The organism is Methylorubrum subtropicum (assembly GCF_038442325.1).
Taxonomy (GTDB): domain Bacteria; phylum Pseudomonadota; class Alphaproteobacteria; order Rhizobiales; family Beijerinckiaceae; genus Methylobacterium; species Methylobacterium subtropicum.
Genome location: NZ_JBBXMW010000006.1, coordinates 153,145 through 173,412, shown reverse-complemented (window position 1 = coordinate 173,412; position 20,268 = coordinate 153,145). Strand labels below are relative to the sequence as shown.

The following is a 20,268-nucleotide window of genomic DNA, read 5'->3' as shown; positions in this document are numbered from 1 at the left end:
CGGCTTCGAAGCCCAAGGAATTCGGCTCTCACCCGCTGCGGGTGGGAGCCGTTTTCGTTTTTCCGAACCTGCGCTCCCGTTTCCCGCTTCACACCGTCATTGCGAGGCGAGGCCGTCGTCGCAAAAAATTACGTCTTCAGCACCGGCTCGGTCACCTCGCCCGCGCCACGCTCGGCGAGATAATCCGGCTGGAACAAGCACATCCGCACCGCATCCCGATAGCGGCCGTTCACGAAGAATTCGTCCCTGAGGATGCCCTCGGGGCGGAAACCGCAGCTCTCGTAGATGCCGGCGGCGCGCTTGTTGTCCTTGTCCACGTGCAGGTAGAGCTTGTGGATGTTGAGCACCTTGAACGCGTAGTCGATGGCGATGCGGGTGGCGCGCTTGGCGTAGCCCTTGCCCTGATGGTCGGGGTGGATCGCGATCTGGAATTCGCAGCGGCGGTGCAGGTGGTTGATCTCGACGAGCTCGACCATCCCGGCGGGCTCGCTCCGCTCGGTGGCGATGATGAAGCGCCGTTCGGTCTGGTTGTGGATGTTACGCTCGTAGAGCTGCGCCAGTTCGGCGAAGGACTCGTAGGCCTCCTCGAACCAGTAGCGCATGATGCTGTCGTTGTTGTTGAGCTGGTGCACGAAGAGGAGGTCCTCGCGCTCCAGCGGTCTCAGCTTGATGCTCATGGCGGTCTCGGGCCGTGGGGCTGTGGCTTTGCCCCAAGGCCTACTCCCACGGCCGTCACGACGGAATGATGAAAGCCGGCTCTCGAACGCCGCGCAGGGCCGCCTCCTCCACCGCCAGCGCCGCGGCTTCCGCCGCCGTCACCGCATCGAGCCCGCAGGGGAGGCGGAGCGCCCGCGTCGGCTCGCCCGCGCGCATCACCAGCACCACCGTCTCGGCCCCGGGGCAGGCGGGATCGTGGCAGACGATCTCGTTGACCGAGAGCGCGTCGTCTTCCGTGAGGCCGAGCGCCGGGGCGATCAGCGCCTTGGCGCGCGCGGCACTCTGCGCCAGCGCCGCCGAGCGGGCGCGCCAGTCGCGGAGGGTGACGAAGCCCATCAGGCCGCCGCCCGGCGCCAGGCCGGGAACGGATCGGGCAGGTGGCGGAACGCCTCCGGCTCGAACCGCGCCGCCTCCGCGCCGACGAGGCAGGCATCGAGCGCGGACGTGATCGCCGTCCGATCCATGTCGCGGCCGATGAAGACGAGTTCCTGGCGCCGGTCGCCCCAATTGTCGCTCCAGACCGCGTGCAGCCGCTCGCGAAACACTTCCTCCTCCGGCCAGCGGCGGCGCGGCACCGCCGCCCACCAGAAGCCCATGGCGCCGACATGCGCCACCGCGCCGGCCAGCGAGAACTCGCCGACCCAGTCGGGCCGGGTGGCGAGCCAGAAATGGCCCTTCGCCCGGATCAGCCCCGGCCACGTCGCGTTCACGAAGGCCTGGAATTTTTGCGGATCGAACGGCCGGCGCGCCCGGTAGACGAACGAGCCGATCCCGTATTCCTCGGTCTCCGGCACGTGTTCGTGGGCGCCGTAGAGTTCCTTGAACCAGAGCGGATGTTCCTGCGCCTTCGCCTCGTCGAACAGGCCGGTGTCTAGGATTGTTTCAGGTTCCACGCGCCCATGCGCGGCCTCGACGAGGCGGGCGTCGGCGTTGAGGCCGCGCACCACCGAGCGGACCAAATCGAGGTGTTCCGCGCTCACGTCGCCGGCCTTGTTGATCACCACCACGTCGGCGAACTCGATCTGCTCCACCAGCAGATCGACCAGGGTGCGGGTGTCCTCGGCGCCCGCGGTCTCGCCGCGGTCCCTCAGGAATTCGTTGGAGCCGTAATCCTTCAGGAGATTCACGGCATCGACCACGGTGACCATCGTGTCGAGCCGGGCGACGTCGGCGAGTGCGTGGCCGGCCTCGTCGCGGAACGAGAAGGTCGAGGCGACGGGCAGCGGCTCGGCGATGCCGGTGCCCTCGATCAGCAGGTAGTCGAACCGACCCTCACCGGCGAGGCGGCGCACCTCGGCGAGCAGGTCGTCGCGCAGCGTGCAGCAGATGCAGCCGTTGGTCATCTCCACCAGCCGCTCGTCGGTGCGCGACAGGTTCGCGCCGCCGGCCCGCAGCAGGTCGGCGTCGATGTTCACCTCGCTCATGTCGTTGACGATCACCGCGACGCGGCGGCCCTCGCGGTTGTTGAGCACGTGGTTGAGCAGCGTCGTCTTGCCCGCGCCGAGGAAGCCGGACAGCACGGTGACGGGAAGGCGGGCGTCGGTGGCGGGCATCGGGGCTCCTTGAGTATGTAACTTTATAACGTTTCATTTGCACCAGCCGTCAAGCCCTGGTCGGTTCGGGGGCAGCTTCGGCCGGTCCCCAACAAAGCCACCGCCGTCATTCCGGGGCCGCGCAGCGGAACCCGGAATCCACCCGTGATGCGGGATACCCGGTCGCAATCGAACTGTCGCGGCCAGTCGTGGATTGCACGCCTCCGGCGCGCCCCTTCGGGTCCGGGTTCGCTTCGCGCCCCGGAATGACGGAGGCATTGCGTGGACGACGGGCCCCTTGCGCAAAGGCAGTCGACTTGCCGCGCGACTCGCGGGAAAAGGCGCTTTCGTGCGACCCCGCCGAACTCGAGGGCCGGCTCGCGCGTCACCGAGAGGCGGCATGAACGGCCGCCGGAGCGAGGAGGCGAGGGGTGCGACCCTGGCGCGAGGGACCGGGCGACCGGCGCAGCTACCACCACGGCAACCTCAAGGAGGCGCTGATCGAGGCCGCGCGCCGCTTCATCGCCGAGCGCGGCATCGGCGGTTTCACGCTGGTCGATGCGGCCCGCCTCGTCGGCGTCACCCCCGCCGCGCTCTACCGCCATTTCCGCGGGCGCGAGGCCCTGCTCGAAGAGGTCGCCGGCCGCGGCTTCTCCGACCTCGCCGAGCGGCTGGCGCGGGCGCTGACCGGCCGCGGCACGCCGCTGGAGCGCTTCACCCGCATGGGCGAGGCCTATCTGGCCTTCGCCGAGGAGGAGCCGGGCTACTACGCCGCGATCTTCGAGGTGCGGGGTGCCGCCGCGCCTGCCCCCGCGCCCGACCGGCCCAATCCCTTCGACCTGCTGGTGGAGGCCCTGAACGCGACCTTCCCCGAGGGCTTCAACGGCGTCGATCCGCGGTTTCTCGCGCTCGAAGTCTGGGCGCTGTCGCACGGCATCGCCACGCTCTCGGCCGCGGGCCAACTGCCGAAGAGCGGCCCGGACAAGTACGAGTTGCTGCGCGCGGGCGTGCTCGCCCTGGTGCACGGAGCCGGCGAAAGGTCGAAACCGGCGCCCTGAACGACTTCCGCGTGTCGTGCCCTTGAAACCGCGCAGGCGGCCCCGCATGTGAATGTTGTTCACATTCACACCCGGAGCCATGCAGCCGTGAACACGTCCTCTACCTCTCCCTGGGCTCGTGGTGCGTCCCACCGCAGCGGCCCGTTCCCGAAGCGCTCGATCGAGATCGGCGCCATCGTCGTGAGCTTCATCTACGTCTGGCCCGTGGCGGTCGCCTACGTGGCCTGGAAGATCGCCGGCTACCCGGCGCTCGACCAGATGCGCGAGTTCGCCCGCTCCGGCGCGTGGAGCTTCGGCAGCACCAACGGCCAGTCGCGCTTCGCCCGCGCTTTCGAGGCCGCCAAAGGCAATACCGGCTTCGGCCGGAATGCGAGCGGCAACTGGGCTTTCGAGGAGTACCGCAACGCCGAGTTGGAGCGCCTGGAGGCCCGCCGCCGTGCCCTCCAGGAAGAGAGCCAAGCCTTCGCCGAGTTCGTCGAGGAGTTGAAGCGGGCCAAGGACCGCGAGCAGTTCGACGCCTTCATGGCCAAGCGCCGCGCCGAGGGCGGCGGCCCGACCTACCAGGCGTAACCCCGCCTCCGACATCGCGATCATGACGAGGGCGTCCCGCCGGTTCCGGTGGGGCGCCCTTTCTTCGTCCGGAGGATTTCGCGTGCAGTGCAGCGATTCCCCGGCCGTGTACGGTTGCCGCAGGGCCGAGCCGCCATAACTGCGACGGTGGGGAACAAGCTGTGGCGCGGCGCCTTGTGAGACACGAGGACACGCCCGCCGGGCCGACACGACCTTTGACCTTCCAGCGGAGAGCGGTGGCCTGATGCGGCGCGCCCATGCGATGCGGTTCGGCAGCGAAGCGGCCGAGGACGGGGTGCGGTTCGCCCTCTGGGCCCCCACCGCCGACGACGTGACCCTCGTGGTCGATGGCACGGATCATCCGATCCCCGAGGCCGGCGAGGGCTGGCGCGTGGCGACGCTGCCCGGCGTCAAGGCCGGCGCCCGCTACGGCTTCAGGATCAATAGCGACCTCGTGGTGCCGGACCCGGCCTCGCGCTTCCAGCCGGAGGACGTTTCGGGCCTGTCCGAAGTCATCGATCCGGCCACGTTCGACTGGACCGACGCGGAGTGGAAGGGTCGCCCCTGGGAAGAGGCCGTCGTCTACGAGGTGCATGTCGGCGCGGCGACCCCCGAGGGCACCTATACCGGCCTGGAAAAGCGCCTGGACGACCTGATCGATCTCGGCATCACGGCGATCGAACTCTTGCCGCTCGCCGACTTCAAGGGCACCCGCAACTGGGGCTACGACGGCGTGCTGCCCTACGCGCCGGACTCGGCCTACGGCCGCCCGGAGGAGCTGAAGCACCTGATCGACACCGCCCATGCCAAGGGCCTGATGGTGCTGATCGATTGCGTCTACAACCATTTCGGCCCGGCCGGGAACTACCTCCATTCCTACGCCAAGACCTTCTTCACCGAGCGCCACCAGACGCCCTGGGGCGCCGGGATCAACTTCGACGGCAAGGAGTCGGGTCGCGTCGTGCGCGACTACTTCATCGAGAACGCGCTCTACTGGCTGGAGGAATACCATTTCGACGGCATCCGCTTCGACGCGGTACACGCCATCCTCGACGATTCGCAAAAGCACTTCCTGGCCGAGCTGGCCGAGACGATCCGCAAAAGTTTCCCGGACCGCCACGTCCACCTGATCCTCGAGAACGAGGCGAACCAAGCCTCCTGGCTGGAGCGCGACGGAGGGGCCAAGCCGATCCTCCACACCGCGCAATGGGCCGACGACCTCCATCACGGCTGGCACGTGCTGCTGACGGGCGAGGATGCCGGCTACTACGCGAGCTTCGCGGATCGGCCGATCGAGCATCTCGCCCGCAGCCTCGCCGAGGGCTTCGCCTATCAGGGCGAACCCTTCCCGACGCTCGACAACCATCCCCGCGGCGAGCCCTCAGGCCATCTGCCGCCGTCCGCCTTCGTCACCTTCCTCCAGAACCACGATCAGGTCGGCAACCGCGCACTCGGCGAGCGGCTGAGCCACCTCGCCGATCCCGGCAAGCTGGCGCTGGCCCGGGCCGGGCTGCTGCTCGCGCCGCAGATCCCGATGCTGTGGATGGGCGAGGAATGGTCGGCCTCGGCGCCGTTCCTGTTCTTCGTCGACTTCGCGCCGGACGAGGAGTTGAACAAGGCGGTGCGCGAGGGGCGCCGCCGCGAGTTCAAGAGTTTTGCGGCGTTCGCCGACGACACCTCCGTCATTCCCGATCCGACGGAGGAGAAGACTTTTTCGGACTCGAAGATCGATTGGGACGAGGCCGAGCGCGAGCCGCACCGCGCGGTCTGGGCCGACACCCGCAACCTGCTCCAGATCCGCCACCAGAACGTCGTGCCCCTGACCAAGACCGCCTATCGCGGCGCGACCACGGACCTCTCGGCGCCGGGCGTGATCGACGTGACATGGCGCTACGAGGGCGGCTCGCTGCGCTTCGTCGCCAACTTCGGTGACGACGACCACGCGGTGGATGTCGGCGGCGGTCAGGTGATCTGGTCGAACGGCTATTCGCGCCAGAGCGGGCAGCTCGGCCCCTGGGGCGGCCTGTTTCTCCTCGGTGACGTGAAGTGAGCGGACGCGACGTGACTCTGGAAACCCTCGCTTCCCTCGTCGGCATCGCCGACGGCTTCACCGACGCCTTCGGGCAGCGGGTCGATACCCCGCTGGAAGTGCGGCGCGGCATGCTCGAAGCCCTCGGCTTCCCGGCCGGCAACCCCGAAGAGATCGCCCGGAGCCTGGAGGCCGTCGAAGCGGTGCGCGCAGGCCTCGCGCCGCCGCTGCTGGCCGCGGAGGCGCGCCGCGCCTTACGCGTGAAGCTGCGAACGAACGAGACCACCGGCACCGTCGCGTGGCGGCTGGTGGACGAGCACGACCGCGCCCGCGAGGGCCGCGCCGCGCTGACGCCGTCCGCCGACGGCCCCGGCTTCGATCTGCCGCCGCTGACGCCGGGCTATCACCGGCTCACCGTGAGCTTCGGCGAGGCCAAGTCCAACAGCTGGGTCGTCGCCGCGCCGCAGCGCTGCTGGCGCCCGCGCGCCTACGCCGAGGACGGCGCCCGCGACTGGGGCCTCGCGACCCAGCTCTACGGCCTGCGCTCGCCGACCAATCTCGGAATCGGCACCTATGCGGATGCCGGCCGCGCCGCCCGCGACGCGGGCCTGCGCGGCGCCTCGTTCCTGGGCCTCAGCCCGGCCCACGCGCTGTTTCCGAGCGACCGGACCAAGATCTCGCCCTACTCGCCGTCCTCGCGGCTGTTTCTCGAAACGCTCTACATCGAGCCCGGCGCCCTGCCGGGTTTTGCGGAGAGCCGCGCGGCGGAGGTGCTCGAAGCCCACCGCGCCCGCATCGGGTCGCTGCGCGACACCGCGCTCGTCGATCACGCCGGCGTCTGGGAGGTGCTGAGCCCCGTCCTTGAGGCCTACTGGGAGGACTCGGCGGCCCGCCGCGGCGAGGATGCCGCCTTCGACGCCTTCCGCGAGGAGGGCAGCGAGAACCTCGAATCGCACGCGACCTTCGACGCGCTCTCCGAGCATTTTCGGGGGCAGGGCGCCCATTGGCTCGGCGACTGGCCCGAGGAGTACCGCCGGGCCGGCACCGAGGCCGTCCGGGCCTTCGCCGAGGGCCACGCCGGTCGCGTCGGCTACCACGTCTTCCTGCAATACCTCGCCGACGGGCAGCTCAAAGCCTCGTCCGAGATCGCGCTGGAAACCGGCATGCGGCTCGGCCTCTACCGCGACCTCGCGGTGGGTGCGGACCGCGGCGGCTCCGAGATCTGGTCTCACCCCGAGCGCTTCGCCAACGGCGTCTCCATCGGCGCGCCGCCGGACCTCCTGGCCCCCAAGGGCCAGGATTGGGGCCTGCCCGCCTTCGATCCGCTGGAGATGGAGCGCGACGGCCTCAAGGCCTTCCGCGCGCTGGTGAAGGCTAACATGCGCCATGCCGGCGCGATCCGCATCGACCACGCCTTCCAGCTCGCCCGGCTGTTCCTGATCCCGCTGGGGAAATCCGCCCGCGAGGGCGCCTACGTCGCCATGCCGTTCGAGCCGATGCTGGCGGTGCTGCGTCTGGAGAGCCACCGCGCCAAGTGCCTCGTCATCGCCGAAGACCTCGGCACGGCGCCGGAAGGCTTCTCCGACGCCCTGATGGCGTCGGGCATCCTCAGCTACCGCATCCTCGCCTTCGAGCGGCAGGAGGGCGGGGCCTTCAAGGCGCCGGACGCCTACCCGACCGACGCGCTCACCGCGATCACCACTCACGACCTGCCGACCTTCGTCGGCTGGTGGCGCGGCGTCGACACCGACACGCGCCAGTCGCTCGGCCTCTACGATTCCGAGCGGGCCGAATCCGAGCGCACCGAGCGCGTCTCCGAGCGCTGGCGCCTGTCGGAAGCGCTGGCCTCGCAGCAGCTTCTCCCCTCCGCCGAGCCGCCGGAACACGCACCCTTCGAGGCCGCCGCGCGCTATCTCGCCCGCGCGCCGTCGATCCTGACGGCCGTCCAGTACGAGGACGTCGTCGGCGAGCTCTCCCAGGCCAACGTGCCGGGCTCGACGGAAGGCTATCCGAACTGGCGGCGCAAGCTCGACCGCGACCTGTCGGACATCGCCGCGCCGGGCGGGCCGCTCGCCAAGCTCGCCGCCGCGCTCTCCGCGGAGGCGCGCGGACCGCGCTCGGGCGCCGCCCGGCTCAGCTCGGCCCCGCCGCGGGCGACCTACCGCCTGCAATTCCACGAAGGTTTCACCTTCGCGGACGCCGAGAAGATCGTTCCTTACTTGGCTAAGCTCGGCGTCAGCCACGTCTACGCCTCGCCGCTGCAGCGGGCGCGGCCGGGCTCGACCCACGGCTACGACATCGTCGATCACTCGCAGATCAACCCGGAGATCGGCGGCGAGGAAGGTTTTCGGAGCTTCACCGACGCGATGCACGCGCACGGGCTGAAGCTCCTGCTCGACATCGTCCCGAACCACATGGGCGTCGGCGGGGCCGACAATCCGTGGTGGCTCTCGGTGCTCGAATGGGGCGGCCTGTCGCCTCAGGCCAACGCCTACGACATCGACTGGGAACGGCTGGGCGCCAACGGCAAGCTCGTCATCCCCTTCCTCGGCGAGCGCTACGGCGAGGCCCTGGAGAAGGGCACGCTGGAGCTGAAGTTCGACGAGCCGGCGGGCGCCTTCAGCGTCTGGCACTACGAGCACCAGTTCCCGATCTGCCCGCTGCACTACCCGACGATCCTCAACCGGGCGCTCGCCGCGCTGGGCGAGATCGGCGACGACATGTCGGCGGACGTGCTCAAGATCTCCGAGCAGCTGCGCGCCATTGGCGAGGAGGCGCACCCTGAGCGCCGCCGCGCCATGCCGGAGGCGGCCGAGGCCCTGAAGCGCGATCTCGCGGCGGCCGTGCGCGCCTCGCCGCAGATTGCGGCGGCCATCGACCGGGCGCTGCATCTCCTCAACGGCAACCGCGACTACCCCGATTCCTTCGGGCCGCTCCACCGCCTCTTGGAGCAGCAGAGCTATCGCCTCGCCCATTGGCGGATCGCGTCGAGCGACATCAACTACCGCCGCTTCTTCGACGTGAACTCGCTCGCGGGGCTGCGCGTCGAGCTGTCGGACGTGTTCGCCAAGTCGCACGACCTGCTGTTCCGCTTGATCCGCGAGGGCCGCATCGACGGGTTGCGCATCGATCACATCGACGGTCTGGCCGATCCGCTCGGCTACGCCCGCGCGCTCCAGGCCGCGGTCGGCCCCGGCTTCTACATCGTGGTCGAGAAGATTCTCGAGCCCGGCGAGAAGCTTCGCGACTGGCCGGTCGCCGGCACCACCGGCTACGACGTGCTGAACCAGCTCGACGGCATCCTGGTCGATCAGGGCCTCAAGCCCCGCATCGAAAAATTCTACCAGTGGGCCACCGAGGTGGACGAGCCCTACGGCTTCCAGTTCCGCGCCGCCAAGGCCGAGATTCTGGAGATCAGCTTCGCCTCCGAGTTGGAGGTGATGACCGGCGACCTCAAGCAGATCGCCGACGCCGACCGGCGCACCCGCGACTTCTCGACCAACGCGATCCGTCGCGCCCTGATCGAGATCGTGGCGCGCTTCCCCGTCTACCGCTCGTATCTGCCGGGCGATCTCGACGAGAGCGAGATCGAGGACGAGGACGTCGAACTGATCGAAGGGGCCGTGCGCAAGGCCAAGCGCTGGAGCGCGCTGCCGGACCGCTCGGTCCACGACTTCGCGGCGGACGCGCTTCTCGGCCGGATCGAGGTCGGCGGCGCCGGCCAGCCGGACCCGGGCGTGGTCCTGCGCTACCGCCGCCGCTTCCAGCAGCTCACCGGGCCGGTGATGGCCAAAAGCCTGGAAGACACGCTGTTCTACCGCTTCGTCGAGCTCTTGGCGCTCAACGAGGTCGGGGGCGATCCCGGCGAGTACGGCATCGACGCCGAGCATTTCCACGCGCTCCAGGCCGCGCGCGCCCGCGACTGGCCGAACGCGATGATCACCACGGCCACCCACGACACCAAGCGCGGCGAGGACGCCCGCTCGCGCCAGCTCGCCCTGTCCGAGTTGCCGGAGGATTGGGCGCGGGCCTGGGATACGTGGCGGCGCGCCTCGCTGCCCCATCTCAAGACCATTGAGGACGGGCCAGCGCCCGACGCCAACGACCAGTGGATGTTCCTCCAGGCGATCCTCGGCGCGTGGCCGCTGGAACTGCTGGAGGGCGACGACGCGGGCGCGATCGAGGATTTCCGCAAGCGCCTCGACGCCTATGCCGAGAAGGCGCTCCGCGAGAGCAAGCGCCGGTCGAGTTGGGTCAATGTCGACGAGGCCTACGAGGGCGCGGTCCACGCGCTGTTCGCCGAACTGGTCAAGCCCGGCTCCGACTGCCTCGCGCGGCTACGACCCTTCGCGAAGCGGCTCGCCTATCTCGGCATGCTCACGGGGCTCGGCCGCACGGTGCTCAAGTGCACGCTGCCCGGCATCCCGGACACCTATCAGGGCACGGAGTTCTGGGACTTCTCGTTCGTCGATCCCGACAACCGCCGCCCGGTCGATTACGAGGCCCGCGCCCGGGCGCTCGAAGAGGGCAGGGCGCCCGCCGACCTGATGGGCTCGTGGTCGGACGGCCGGATCAAGCAGGCGACGCTCGCGCGCCTCCTCGCCGACCGCGCGGCGCGCCCGGCCTTCTACGCCGACGCCGACTACCGGCCGCTGACGGCGGAGGGCGAGCGCGCGGAGCACGTCATCGCCTTCACCCGCTCGGCGGCGACCACCGGCGAGGACGACCTGATCGTCGCCGTGCCGCGCCTCGTCGCCCGGCTGACGCCGGACGGTGCCTGGGACGGCAAGGCGTTTGCCGGCACGACGCTGACGGTGCCCGCGGGCAGCCGCTGGACCGATGTCGTCAGTGGCGAGACCGTCGAGGCGGGCGAGGGCCGGCTCGATCTCGGTCGGCTCTTCGCGAGCCTGCCCTATCTGGTGCTGCGACGGGCCGCCTGACGGCCCGTCCTCCCACGACCGAACCGTAGACAGACAGACGCCCGAGCCAGAAGACGGAGGCGAGAATGAACGCACCGAACACCGCCGTGACGCCCGCGACGCGGACCGACGCGGGAACCGTGGCGCTTCCCGCCGCCTTCGCCCCCCGCGCCGAGGGGCCGCGCATCTACAACCTGTTTCCGCTGCTCGTTGGCACGGTCTCGGCCTGGACCGCCGAGCTGCCGCGGATCGCCGGTCTCGGGTTCGACTGGATCTACCTCAACCCGTTCCACCAGACCGGCGGCTCGAAGAGCCTCTACGCGGTGGCCGACCTCGACCGGCTCGACGAGCGCTTCCGCGATGCCGACGGCGGCTCGGACGACGAGCAGATCGCCCGCTTCTGCAAGGCGGCGCAGGCCCAGGGCATCGCGGTGATGAGCGACCTCGTCATCAACCACACCGCCGACAACGCCCGCCTGTTCCACGAGCGGCCGGACCTGTTCGTGCGCGATGCCGAGGGCAAGCCGGTGAGCCCGGCGGCGATCGATCCCGACGATCCGTCGAAGCGCACGGTCTGGGGCGACCTGATCGAACTCGACTATCATTCCGACCACGCGCGCTTGGAGCTGACCCGCATCTTCGACGGCTACATCGCCAAGCTGCAGGGGCTCGGCGTGCGCGGCTTCCGCTGCGACGCCGCCTACAAGGTGCCGCCGGATGTCTGGCGCGCCCTGATCCGCTCGGCCAAGGAGCGCGAGCCGGAGACGCTGTTCGCCGCCGAGACGCTGGGCTGCACCTTCGAGGAGGCGCAGGCGACCGCGGGCGCCGGGTTCGACTACCTGTTCAACTCGTTCGCGTGGTGGAACCTCAAGGCGCCCTGGGCCCTGGAGCAGTACGAGCGCCTGCGGGTGGTGGCGCCCTCCATCGCCTTCCCCGAGAACCACGACATGGCGCGGCTCGCCGCCGACATCCCCGGCGGGCCGGAGGCGATCGCGGCGCGGCTCAGGGCGCGCTACGCGCTCGCCGCCTTCTACTCGGCCGGCGTGCTGATGCCGATCGGCTACGAGTGGGGCTATCGCCGTTCGCTCCACGTGGTGGACACCAATCCCGGCGCGCGCGAGCACGAGACCGGTATCGACATCTCCGGCTATGTGGCGGCGATCAACGCCCTGAAGGCCGAGGTGCCCGCGGCCAATGTCGAGGGCGCGCAGATGCGCCTCTCGGCCCCCGACGCGCCCTTCGTCGCCCTGTTCCGCACCGACACCGGCCACGCCGCATCCGCGAACTCCGCGACGCTGGTGCTCTACAATCCGGGCGAGGCACCCGCGCCCGTCGAGGCCGGCGCGCTGATCGCGCGGACCGGCGGCCTGCTCGGCGCCTTCGTCGATCGCACGCCGGATGCCGAGCCCATCGCCTTCCATCCGGGTGCCAGCATCGATCTGGCACCGGGCGAGCTGCGCATTCTCGTGGCCGAGCGCGCCCGGGTCGCGGCTCCCCCGCCCTCGACCACGCCCGACGGCAAGGGCCGCGTCGTCATCGAGGCGGTGAGCCCGGAGATCGACGGCGGTCGCTCGGCGGTCAAGCGCGTCGTCGGCGAGCAGGTGCGGGTCGAGGCCGACATCTTCTCCGACGGCCACGAGATCATCAACGCGGCGGTTCTCTCCCGCGTCGTCGGCGAGGAGGCGTGGCGCCGCGACCCGATGGTGTTCGTCGACAACGACCGCTGGGCCGGCCACTTCCCGCTGGAGCGGAACGCCCGCTACGAGTTCACGATTCAAGCGTGGCGCGACGCCTTCTCGTCCTGGATGCGCGACACGCTGAAGAAGCGCGACGCGGGCGTGGACGTGCGGCTGGAGATGATCGAGGGCGTCGAACTCGTCCAGATCGCCGCCGACCTCGCCGAGGGCCGCGACAAGGAGCGGCTGAACGCCCTGATCGCCGCGCTCGCCGCGGAGTCGGAAGGGTCACCCGCGATCCTCGAAAAGATCCTGGCGCCCGACGCCACCGCCCTGATCCGCCGCAACGCCGAGCGGGTGAACGCCTCGCGCTATCCCGTGAACGTGCCGGTCATCGCCGACCGCTTGGCCGCCCGGTTCTCGGCTTGGTACGAGATCTTCCCGCGCTCGCAATCGGGCGATCCGAACCGCCACGGCACCTTCAAGGACGTGATCGCGCGCCTGCCCGAAATCCGCGAACTCGGCTTCGACGTGCTCTACTTCACGCCGATCCACCCGATTGGGAAGACCAACCGCAAGGGCAAGAACAACACCCTCAAGGCGCTCGAAGGCGATGTCGGCTCGGTCTACGCCGTCGGCTCCGAGGAGGGCGGCCACGAGGCGGTGCACCCGGAGCTCGGCACGCTGGAGGATTTCCGCCAGCTCGTCGCGGCGAGCCACGCCCACGGCATGGAGGTCGCGATCGACTTCGCGATCCAGTGCTCGCCGGATCACCCCTGGATCAAGAACCATCCCGAATGGTTCGAATGGCGACCCGACGGCACGCTGAAATTCGCCGAGAACCCGCCGAAGAAGTACGAGGACATCTCCAACGTCACCTTCTACGCCGGCGCGCTGCCCTCGCTCTGGATCGAGCTGCGCGACATCGTGCTCGGCTGGTGCGCCCACGGCGCCCGCATCTTCCGCGTCGACAACCCGCACACCAAGCCGATCCCGTTCTGGGAGTGGATGCTGCGCGAGGTGAACGCCCAGTACCCCGACGCGATCTTCCTGGCCGAAGCCTTCACCCGGCCGAAGATGATGAAGAAGCTCGCCAAGGCCGGCTACCAGCAGAGCTACACCTACTTCACGTGGCGCAACACGAAAGCGGAGCTGACCGAATACGCCCTCGAACTCGCCGGCGAGATGGGCGAGTACTACCGCCCGAATTTTTTTGCGAATACCCCCGATATCAATCCCTACTATCTCCAGACCAGCGGCCGGCCGGGCTTCATCGTCAGGGCAACGCTCGCTGCGACGCTCTCGTCGGTCTACGGCATCTACAACGGCTTCGAACTGTGCGAGGCCGCGCCGTACCCGGGCAAGGAAGAGTATCTGGATTCGGAGAAGTACGAGCTGAAGGCGTGGGACTATCACCGCCCCGGCAACATCCGCGAGCACATCATCAAGCTGAATCAAGCCCGTCGGGACAACCCGGCCCTGTGGGACTTCCGCAATATCCACTTCACCGGCGCGTTCAACGATAACATCATCGCCTACGCCAAGGTCACGCCCGAGCGGGACAATTGCGTGTTCGTGATGGTCAACCTCGACCCGAGGAACCGCCAGGAATGCACCTACGAGGTGCCGCTGTGGCTGTTCGGCCTGCCCGACGACGGGGCGGTCGAGGTCGAGGACCTGCTGCTCGGCTACAAGTTCGAGCTGTACGGCAAGAGCCACCGCATCGCGCTCGACCCTACTGAGCGCTCGGCGATCGTCTGGCGCCTGCGCCCGCGCCGGGTTGTCTGAACCGGCCCCGCCGTTAGATCGTGCAGGACGCGGCGTTTCCGTCGCGTTCTCGCCAAGAAGCGGGCCCAGCAGGCTCGCAACCCGGCACCCTGGGGGCCGGCCCCGCTCTCGAAGTGACGTGAGGCAGCGACGCGATGATCGATCGCAGCGATCCGCAGTGGTACCGTGACGCCATCATCTACCAGATCCACGTCAAGTCGTTCTTCGACTCGACGAATGACGGGATCGGCGACTTCGAGGGCCTGACCCAGAAGCTCGACTATGTCCGCGACCTCGGCGTCACGGCGATCTGGCTGATGCCGTTCTATCCCTCGCCGCTGCGCGACGACGGCTACGACATCGCCGACTACCGCGACGTCAACCCGTCCTACGGGACGATGGAGGATTTTCGCGCGTTCGTCGCGGCGGCGCACGAGCGGGGCCTGCGCGTCATCACCGAGCTCGTCATCAACCACACCTCGGACCAGCACCCCTGGTTCCAGCGCGCCCGCGAGGCGCCCCCCGGCTCGCCCGAACGCGACTTCTACGTCTGGTCGGACACCGACGAGCCCTACGGCGACACGCGCATCATCTTCCTCGACACGGAAGCCTCGAACTGGACCTGGGACCCGGTCGCCAAGCAGTATTTCTGGCACCGCTTCTATAGCCACCAGCCCGACCTCAACTTCGACAACCCGAAGGTGCTGGAAGCCGTCATCGAGACCATGCGCTACTGGCTCGACATGGGCGTCGATGGCCTGCGCCTCGACGCGATCCCCTACCTGATCGAGCGCGACGGTACGAACTGCGAGAACCTCAAGGAGACCCACGACGTCATCAAGGCGATCCGTGCGGCGCTCGACGAGAGCTACCCCGACCGGATGCTGCTGGCCGAGGCCAACCAGTGGCCGGAGGAGACCGCGCAGTATTTCGGCGACGGCGACGAATGCCACATGGCGTTCCACTTCCCGCTGATGCCGCGGATGTACATGGCGATCGCCCGCGAGGACCGGCACCCGATCACCGACATCATGCGCCAGACCCCGGAAATCCCGGAGGGCTGCCAGTGGGCGATCTTCCTGCGCAACCACGACGAGCTGACGCTCGAGATGGTCACCGCGGAGGAGCGTGATTACCTCTGGTCGTTCTACGCTGCCGAGCGGCGCGCCCGCATCAATCTCGGCATCCGCCGCCGCCTCGCGCCGCTTCTGGAGAACGACCGGCGCAAGATCGAGCTGATGAAGTCCCTCGTCCTGTCGATGCCCGGCACGCCGGTGCTCTATTACGGCGACGAGATCGGCATGGGCGACAACATCTATCTCGGTGATCGCGACGGCGTGCGCACGCCGATGCAGTGGTCGCCAGACCGCAACGGCGGCTTCTCCCGCGCCAACCCGCAGCGGCTGTTCCTGCCCGCGATCCAGGACCCGATCTACGGCTACGACGCGATCAACGTCGAGGCGCAGATCCAGGCGCAGACCTCGCTCCTGAACTGGACGCGGCGCATGATCGCGATCCGCAACAACTCCGTCGCGCTCGGGCGCGGCGCGATCCAGTTCCTGTATCCGACCAACCGCAAGGTGCTGGCGTGGCTGCGCGAGCACGAGGGCGAGCGCATCCTGTGCGTGGCCAACCTCTCGCGCGCCCCGCAGGCGGTGCAGCTCGACCTGTCGGATCTCCGCGGGGCGATTCCCGTCGAGCTGACCGGCGGCAGCCAGTTCCCGGCGATCGGCGAGCTGCCCTACCTGCTGACGCTGCCGGCCTACGGCTTCTACTGGTTCTCGCTCTCGGCGGCGAACACGGGCGAGATCGGCCCCCAGCCCGCGACCCCGGAGCTGTTCACGTTGGTGCTGACCGGCGGCGTCGAGACCCTGATCGAGGGCCGCGAGCGCACCGCCTTCGAGCGCACGGTGGCGCCCGCCTTCATCAACTCGCGCCGCTGGTTCGGCGCCAAGGGCTCGCGCATCAAGGCCGTGCAGGTCGATGATAGCGCCATCGTCAAGGACGCCGCGGGCGAGGGCAAGTTCCTGCTGCCGCGCGTGGCGGTGACGCTGGCCAACGGCGAGCGCCAGGACTATTTCGTGCCGCTCGCCGTCGATGAGGGCCGCGAGGACGAGGCGCTCCTCGACCATGCGGTGGCCCGCGTCCGCCGCGGACCGCGCACCGGCCTGCTCTACGAGGCCGCCGCCGCCGCCCCCTTCGCGGTGGCCCTGATCGAGGCGATGCGCGACGGCGCGACCATCCCCTCGGAGCGCGGAAAGATCGTGTTCTCGACCACCTCGGCCTACGACCCCGAGGTACCGTTCGAGGCCGCCGACGTGCGTCGCCTCTCGGCGGAGCAGAGCAACACCTCCATCGCCATCGGCGCCCGGATGATGCTCAAGCTCCTGCGCCGTCTCCAGCCCGGCACCCATCCGGAGATCGAGATCGGCCGCTTCCTCACGGAAGAGGCGCATTTCGCCAACACGCCCGCGCTGCTGGGCGTCGTGGAACACGTCAGCGAGGACGGCACGCGCACGGCGCTCGCGCTCCTGCAAAAGTTCGTGCTGAACCAGGGCGACGCCTGGACCCTGATGCTGGAGGGTCTGCGGCGCGACTTCGACACCGTCGTGCTCGCCCCCGAGAGCGAGGCGCCGACGCCGGAGGAGGCTTTCGCCTCGCACCTGCGCTGGGCGATCCTGCTCGGTCGCCGCACGGCCGAACTGCACAAAGCGTTCGCGACGCCGACCGAGGACGCGGCCTTCGCGGTCGAGCCGTTCACCGACGACGACCTCAAGGCGCTCGCCGACGACGCCCGCCATCAGGCCACCCGCGCCTTCCGCGGCCTCGACGCCATCACCGCGTGGTCGCCGGGCTCGGCCGCAGAAGCCTTGGCTTCCCGCCGCGGCGAGGTCGAGGCGCTGATCGCCGATCTCTCCTCCGGCCCGCTGCGGGGCGCCACCAAGACCCGCATCCACGGCGACTACCATCTCGGCCAGGTGCTGGCCTCGGAAGGCGATCTCATCATCGTCGATTTCGAGGGCGAGCCCTCGCGGCCGGTCGAGCAGCGCCGGGCCAAGTCGACGCCGCTGCGGGATGTCGCCGGCATGCTGCGCTCCTTCGCCTACGGCGCCGAGACCGTGGTGCGCGAGATCGCCGCCCGCTTCGGCGACAGCGAGGAGCGGGCCCGCAACGCCTCGATCGCGTGGCGCGGCATGATCGATGCAGCCTTCCTCGACGGCTATTCGCAGGCTGTCGCCGACAGCCCGGCCGCCGTGCAGGACGCCGAGACGCACGACCGCCTGCTGCGCCTGAGCCTGCTGACGAAGGCGCTCTACGAGGTCGATTACGAGGTCAACAACCGTCCGGACTGGATCGAAATCCCGGCACGGGGGGTTCTCAACATGCTGGACGAGGCCAAGCGCGACCGCGCGTTGGCCTAAGAACAGCCGCGTGAGGGCCGGGCCCGCCCCGCGGCGGTCCGGCCCCACATGGGACACGAAGCGACATCGGGGCGGAGCGCGAAGCGCTCCGGCTCGTTGTCGTATCGAAACGGCATCGGAAGAGGTGACTGGATGACGGCTCTGGACGACAAGGTGCGAGCCTCGGCGACGCCCTCGAACGAGGGCCGCGCGGCCGCCGACGTCCCGAACAGGTCAGGCACGGTCGAGGCCCAGGCGCCCCGGCCTACGGATTCGCTCGCGGGCGACCAGTCCGCGCCGCGGGTCGGCCGCCCGGTCTCCCAGCCGCGCGACACCGCGCTCTCCCCCGAGGCCGTCGCCGCGGTGATGTCGGCCGACCACGGCGACGCCTTCGGCGTGCTCGGCCCCCATCAGGTCGGCCCCGGCGCCTGGGAGGTCCGCGCGATCCTGCCCGAGGCCAAGGGCGCCAAGCTGATAACCGGCGGCCAGAGCCTGCCGTTCGAGCGCGTCCACCCCGACGGGTTCTACGTCGCCGGCGTCAAGAGCGAGGGCCGCCCGCTCTACGAGATCGAGGTCGAGCTGTGGGACGGCTCGACGGCGCGCCGCCACGACCCCTACGGCTTCGGCCCCTCGCTGGAGCAGCACGAGATCGACGGCCTGCGCCAGATCGGCAGCAACCTCGTCTACCGCGTGCTCGGCGCCCATGCCGGCACGCTCGACGGCATCGACGGCTACCGCTTCGCCGTCTGGGCACCCAACGCCCGGCGCGTCAGCGTGGTCGGCGACTTCAACGAGTGGGACGGGCGCCGCCACCCGATGCGGCTGTGGCGCAGCGGCGGCGTGTGGGAGCTGTTCGTCCCCGGGCTCGTCGCCGGCCAGAACTACAAGTTCGAGATCCGCGGCCCCGACGGCGCGCTGCTGCCGCTCAAGGCCGACCCGCTCGCCTTCCGGGCGCAGCACCCGCCGCAGACGGCTTCCGTCCTGCACGGCCTCGGCGAGCCGGCGTGGCAGGACAAGGCCTGGATGGAGGCCCGCGGCAAGGGCGACCCGCGCCATTCGGCGATGTCGGTCTACGAGGTCCATCTCGGCTCGTGGGCCCGCGTGCCGGGCGAAAACAACCGCTACCTCACCTACAAGGAGCTGTCCGAGCGCCTGATCCCCTACGTCAAGGAACTCGGCTTCACCCATATCGAGCTTCTGCCGATCACCGAGTACCCGTTCGACGGCTCCTGGGGTTATCAGCCGGTCTCGCTGTTCGCGCCGACGAGCCGCTTCGGCACGCCCGAAGACTTCTGCGCCTTCGTCGATGCCGCGCACGAGGCCGGCATCGGCGTGCTGCTCGACTGGGTGCCGGGCCACTTCCCCCTCGACGCCCACGGCTTCGGCCTGTTCGACGGCACGCATCTCTACGAGCATGCCGACCCGCGCCAGGGCTTCCATCAGGATTGGGGCACCTACATCTACAATTTCGGCCGCGAGGAGGTCTCGGCCTTCCTCACCGCCAACGCCCGGTTCTGGCTGGAGCACTACCATCTCGACGGCCTGCGCGTGGATGCGGTGGCCTCGATGCTCTACCTCGACTATTCGCGCCGCGCGGGCGAGTGGATTCCCAACCAGTACGGCGGCAACGAGAACCTCGACGCCATCAACTTCCTGCGCAAGACCAACGAGGCGACCTACAGCCACGCCCCCGGCACCATCACGGTGGCGGAGGAATCCACCTCATGGCCCGGCGTCTCGCACCCGACCTACACAGGCGGCCTCGGCTTCGGCTTCAAGTGGAACATGGGGTGGATGCACGACACCCTGAAGTTCATGTCCGAGGACCCGATCCATCGGCGCTACCACCACCACAACCTGACCTTCGGCCTGCTCTACGCCTTCTCGGAAAACTTCGTGCTGCCGCTCTCCCACGACGAGGTGGTGCATGGGAAGGGCTCGCTGCTGGGCAAGATGCCCGGCGACCGCTGGCAGAAATTCGCCAACCTGCGCGCCTATTTCGGCTTCATGTGGGGGCATCCGGGCAAGAAGCTGCTCTTCATGGGCGGCGAGTTCGGCCAGGAGCGGGAGTGGAACCACAACCAGTCGCTCGACTGGCACCTGCTCGACGACAAGCTCCACGGCGGCGTGAAGGATCTGATCCGCGACCTCAACCACGTTTACACGAGCACCCCCGCGCTCTACGCCCGCGACGTCGAGCCCGGCGGCTTTCAATGGCTGGTGGCCGACGATTCCGACAACTCGGTCATCGCCTGGGCCCGCAAGGGCAAGACCGAGGGCGAGGTCGTCATCGTGGTCTCGAACTTCACCCCCGTGCCGCGCGAGGGCTACCGCGTCGGCGTGCCGGTGGGCGGCTACTACCGCGAGGCGATCAACTCCGACGCCGAGCGCTACGGCGGCTCGAACGTCGGCAACATGGGCGGGGTGCAGTCGGAGGCCGAGGCGAGCCACGGCCAGCCGCACTCGCTGCGCCTGACCCTGCCGCCGCTGGCGACGCTCATCCTCGTGCGTGAGGGCTGATCGGCCCTCACATACTTCCGTCATTGCGAGGCGGAACTGACGCAATCCAGCGCTCCGCACTCTCCGGAGAGGTCGCGCC

Annotated in this window: 10 protein-coding genes; 7 read left to right on the top strand and 3 right to left on the bottom strand. The window is 69.3% G+C overall.

The features are described from left to right. Nucleotides 1–128: 128 nt before the first annotated feature. The 3 genes from speG to zigA are packed head-to-tail and all read right to left on the bottom strand — an operon-like array spanning nucleotide 129 to nucleotide 2,270. Nucleotides 129–677: a spermidine N1-acetyltransferase gene (gene speG, locus AAHG03_RS10965; protein ID WP_056238068.1), complete on the bottom strand. Its 549-nt coding sequence runs from the start codon at nucleotides 675–677 to the stop codon at nucleotides 129–131. Between the two features lie 55 nt (nucleotides 678–732). Continuing rightward, a complete protein-coding gene (locus AAHG03_RS10960; protein ID WP_342150686.1) occupies nucleotides 733–1,053 on the bottom strand; it encodes a hypothetical protein in 321 nt (106 codons plus the stop codon). Beyond that, nucleotides 1,053–2,270, bottom strand: a complete 1,218-nt coding sequence (gene zigA / locus AAHG03_RS10955) for a zinc metallochaperone GTPase ZigA (RefSeq protein ID WP_342150685.1) — start codon at nucleotides 2,268–2,270, stop codon at nucleotides 1,053–1,055. Before zigA ends, AAHG03_RS10960 begins: the two co-directional genes overlap by 1 nt. A gap of 410 nt (nucleotides 2,271–2,680) precedes the next feature. On the opposite strand from zigA, the gene AAHG03_RS10950 reads away from it, so the two are divergent. The 7 genes from AAHG03_RS10950 (at nucleotide 2,681) to glgB (ending at nucleotide 20,189) form a co-directional block, all read left to right on the top strand. Continuing rightward, a complete protein-coding gene (locus AAHG03_RS10950) occupies nucleotides 2,681–3,307 on the top strand; it encodes a TetR/AcrR family transcriptional regulator (protein ID WP_342150684.1) in 627 nt (208 codons plus the stop codon). Between the two features lie 87 nt (nucleotides 3,308–3,394). After that, nucleotides 3,395–3,877, top strand: coding sequence for a DUF2852 domain-containing protein (locus AAHG03_RS10945; protein WP_342150683.1), 483 nt, complete (start codon nucleotides 3,395–3,397; stop codon nucleotides 3,875–3,877). A gap of 244 nt (nucleotides 3,878–4,121) precedes the next feature. Beyond that, nucleotides 4,122–5,927 carry a malto-oligosyltrehalose trehalohydrolase gene (gene treZ / locus AAHG03_RS10940; RefSeq protein WP_342150682.1) on the top strand — a complete coding sequence of 602 codons (1,806 nt, stop codon included), beginning with the start codon at nucleotides 4,122–4,124 and terminating at the stop codon, nucleotides 5,925–5,927. A gap of 11 nt (nucleotides 5,928–5,938) precedes the next feature. Then, entirely contained in the window at nucleotides 5,939–10,846 is a 4,908-nt protein-coding gene (locus tag AAHG03_RS10935; protein WP_412759740.1) for a malto-oligosyltrehalose synthase, read from the top strand. 65 nt (nucleotides 10,847–10,911) lie between these two features. After that, on the top strand, nucleotides 10,912–14,289 hold the full coding sequence (locus AAHG03_RS10930; protein ID WP_342150679.1) for a maltotransferase domain-containing protein: 3,378 nt from the start codon (nucleotides 10,912–10,914) through the stop codon (nucleotides 14,287–14,289). 134 nt (nucleotides 14,290–14,423) lie between these two features. Continuing rightward, complete coding sequence (gene treS / locus AAHG03_RS10925; protein ID WP_342150678.1) at nucleotides 14,424–17,690, top strand: maltose alpha-D-glucosyltransferase; 3,267 nt, start codon at nucleotides 14,424–14,426, stop codon at nucleotides 17,688–17,690. 132 nt (nucleotides 17,691–17,822) lie between these two features. Continuing rightward, nucleotides 17,823–20,189 carry a 1,4-alpha-glucan branching protein GlgB gene (gene glgB / locus AAHG03_RS10920; protein WP_342150677.1) on the top strand — a complete coding sequence of 789 codons (2,367 nt, stop codon included), beginning with the start codon at nucleotides 17,823–17,825 and terminating at the stop codon, nucleotides 20,187–20,189. The last annotated feature ends 79 nt before the right edge of the window (nucleotides 20,190–20,268 follow it).

What these genes read in the sequence shown, in the direction of transcription:
- glgB (WP_342150677.1), top strand. Translation starts at nt 17,823, where the DNA reads ATGACGGCTCTGGACGACAAGGTGCGAGCCTCGGCGACGCCCTCGAAC.
- treS (WP_342150678.1), top strand. Translation starts at nt 14,424, where the DNA reads ATGATCGATCGCAGCGATCCGCAGTGGTACCGTGACGCCATCATCTAC.
- treZ (WP_342150682.1), top strand. Translation starts at nt 4,122, where the DNA reads ATGCGGCGCGCCCATGCGATGCGGTTCGGCAGCGAAGCGGCCGAGGAC.
- speG (WP_056238068.1), bottom strand. Translation starts at nt 677, where the DNA reads ATGAGCATCAAGCTGAGACCGCTGGAGCGCGAGGACCTCCTCTTCGTG.
- AAHG03_RS10960 (WP_342150686.1), bottom strand. Translation starts at nt 1,053, where the DNA reads ATGGGCTTCGTCACCCTCCGCGACTGGCGCGCCCGCTCGGCGGCGCTG.
- zigA (WP_342150685.1), bottom strand. Translation starts at nt 2,270, where the DNA reads ATGCCCGCCACCGACGCCCGCCTTCCCGTCACCGTGCTGTCCGGCTTC.
- AAHG03_RS10930 (WP_342150679.1), top strand. Translation starts at nt 10,912, where the DNA reads ATGAACGCACCGAACACCGCCGTGACGCCCGCGACGCGGACCGACGCG.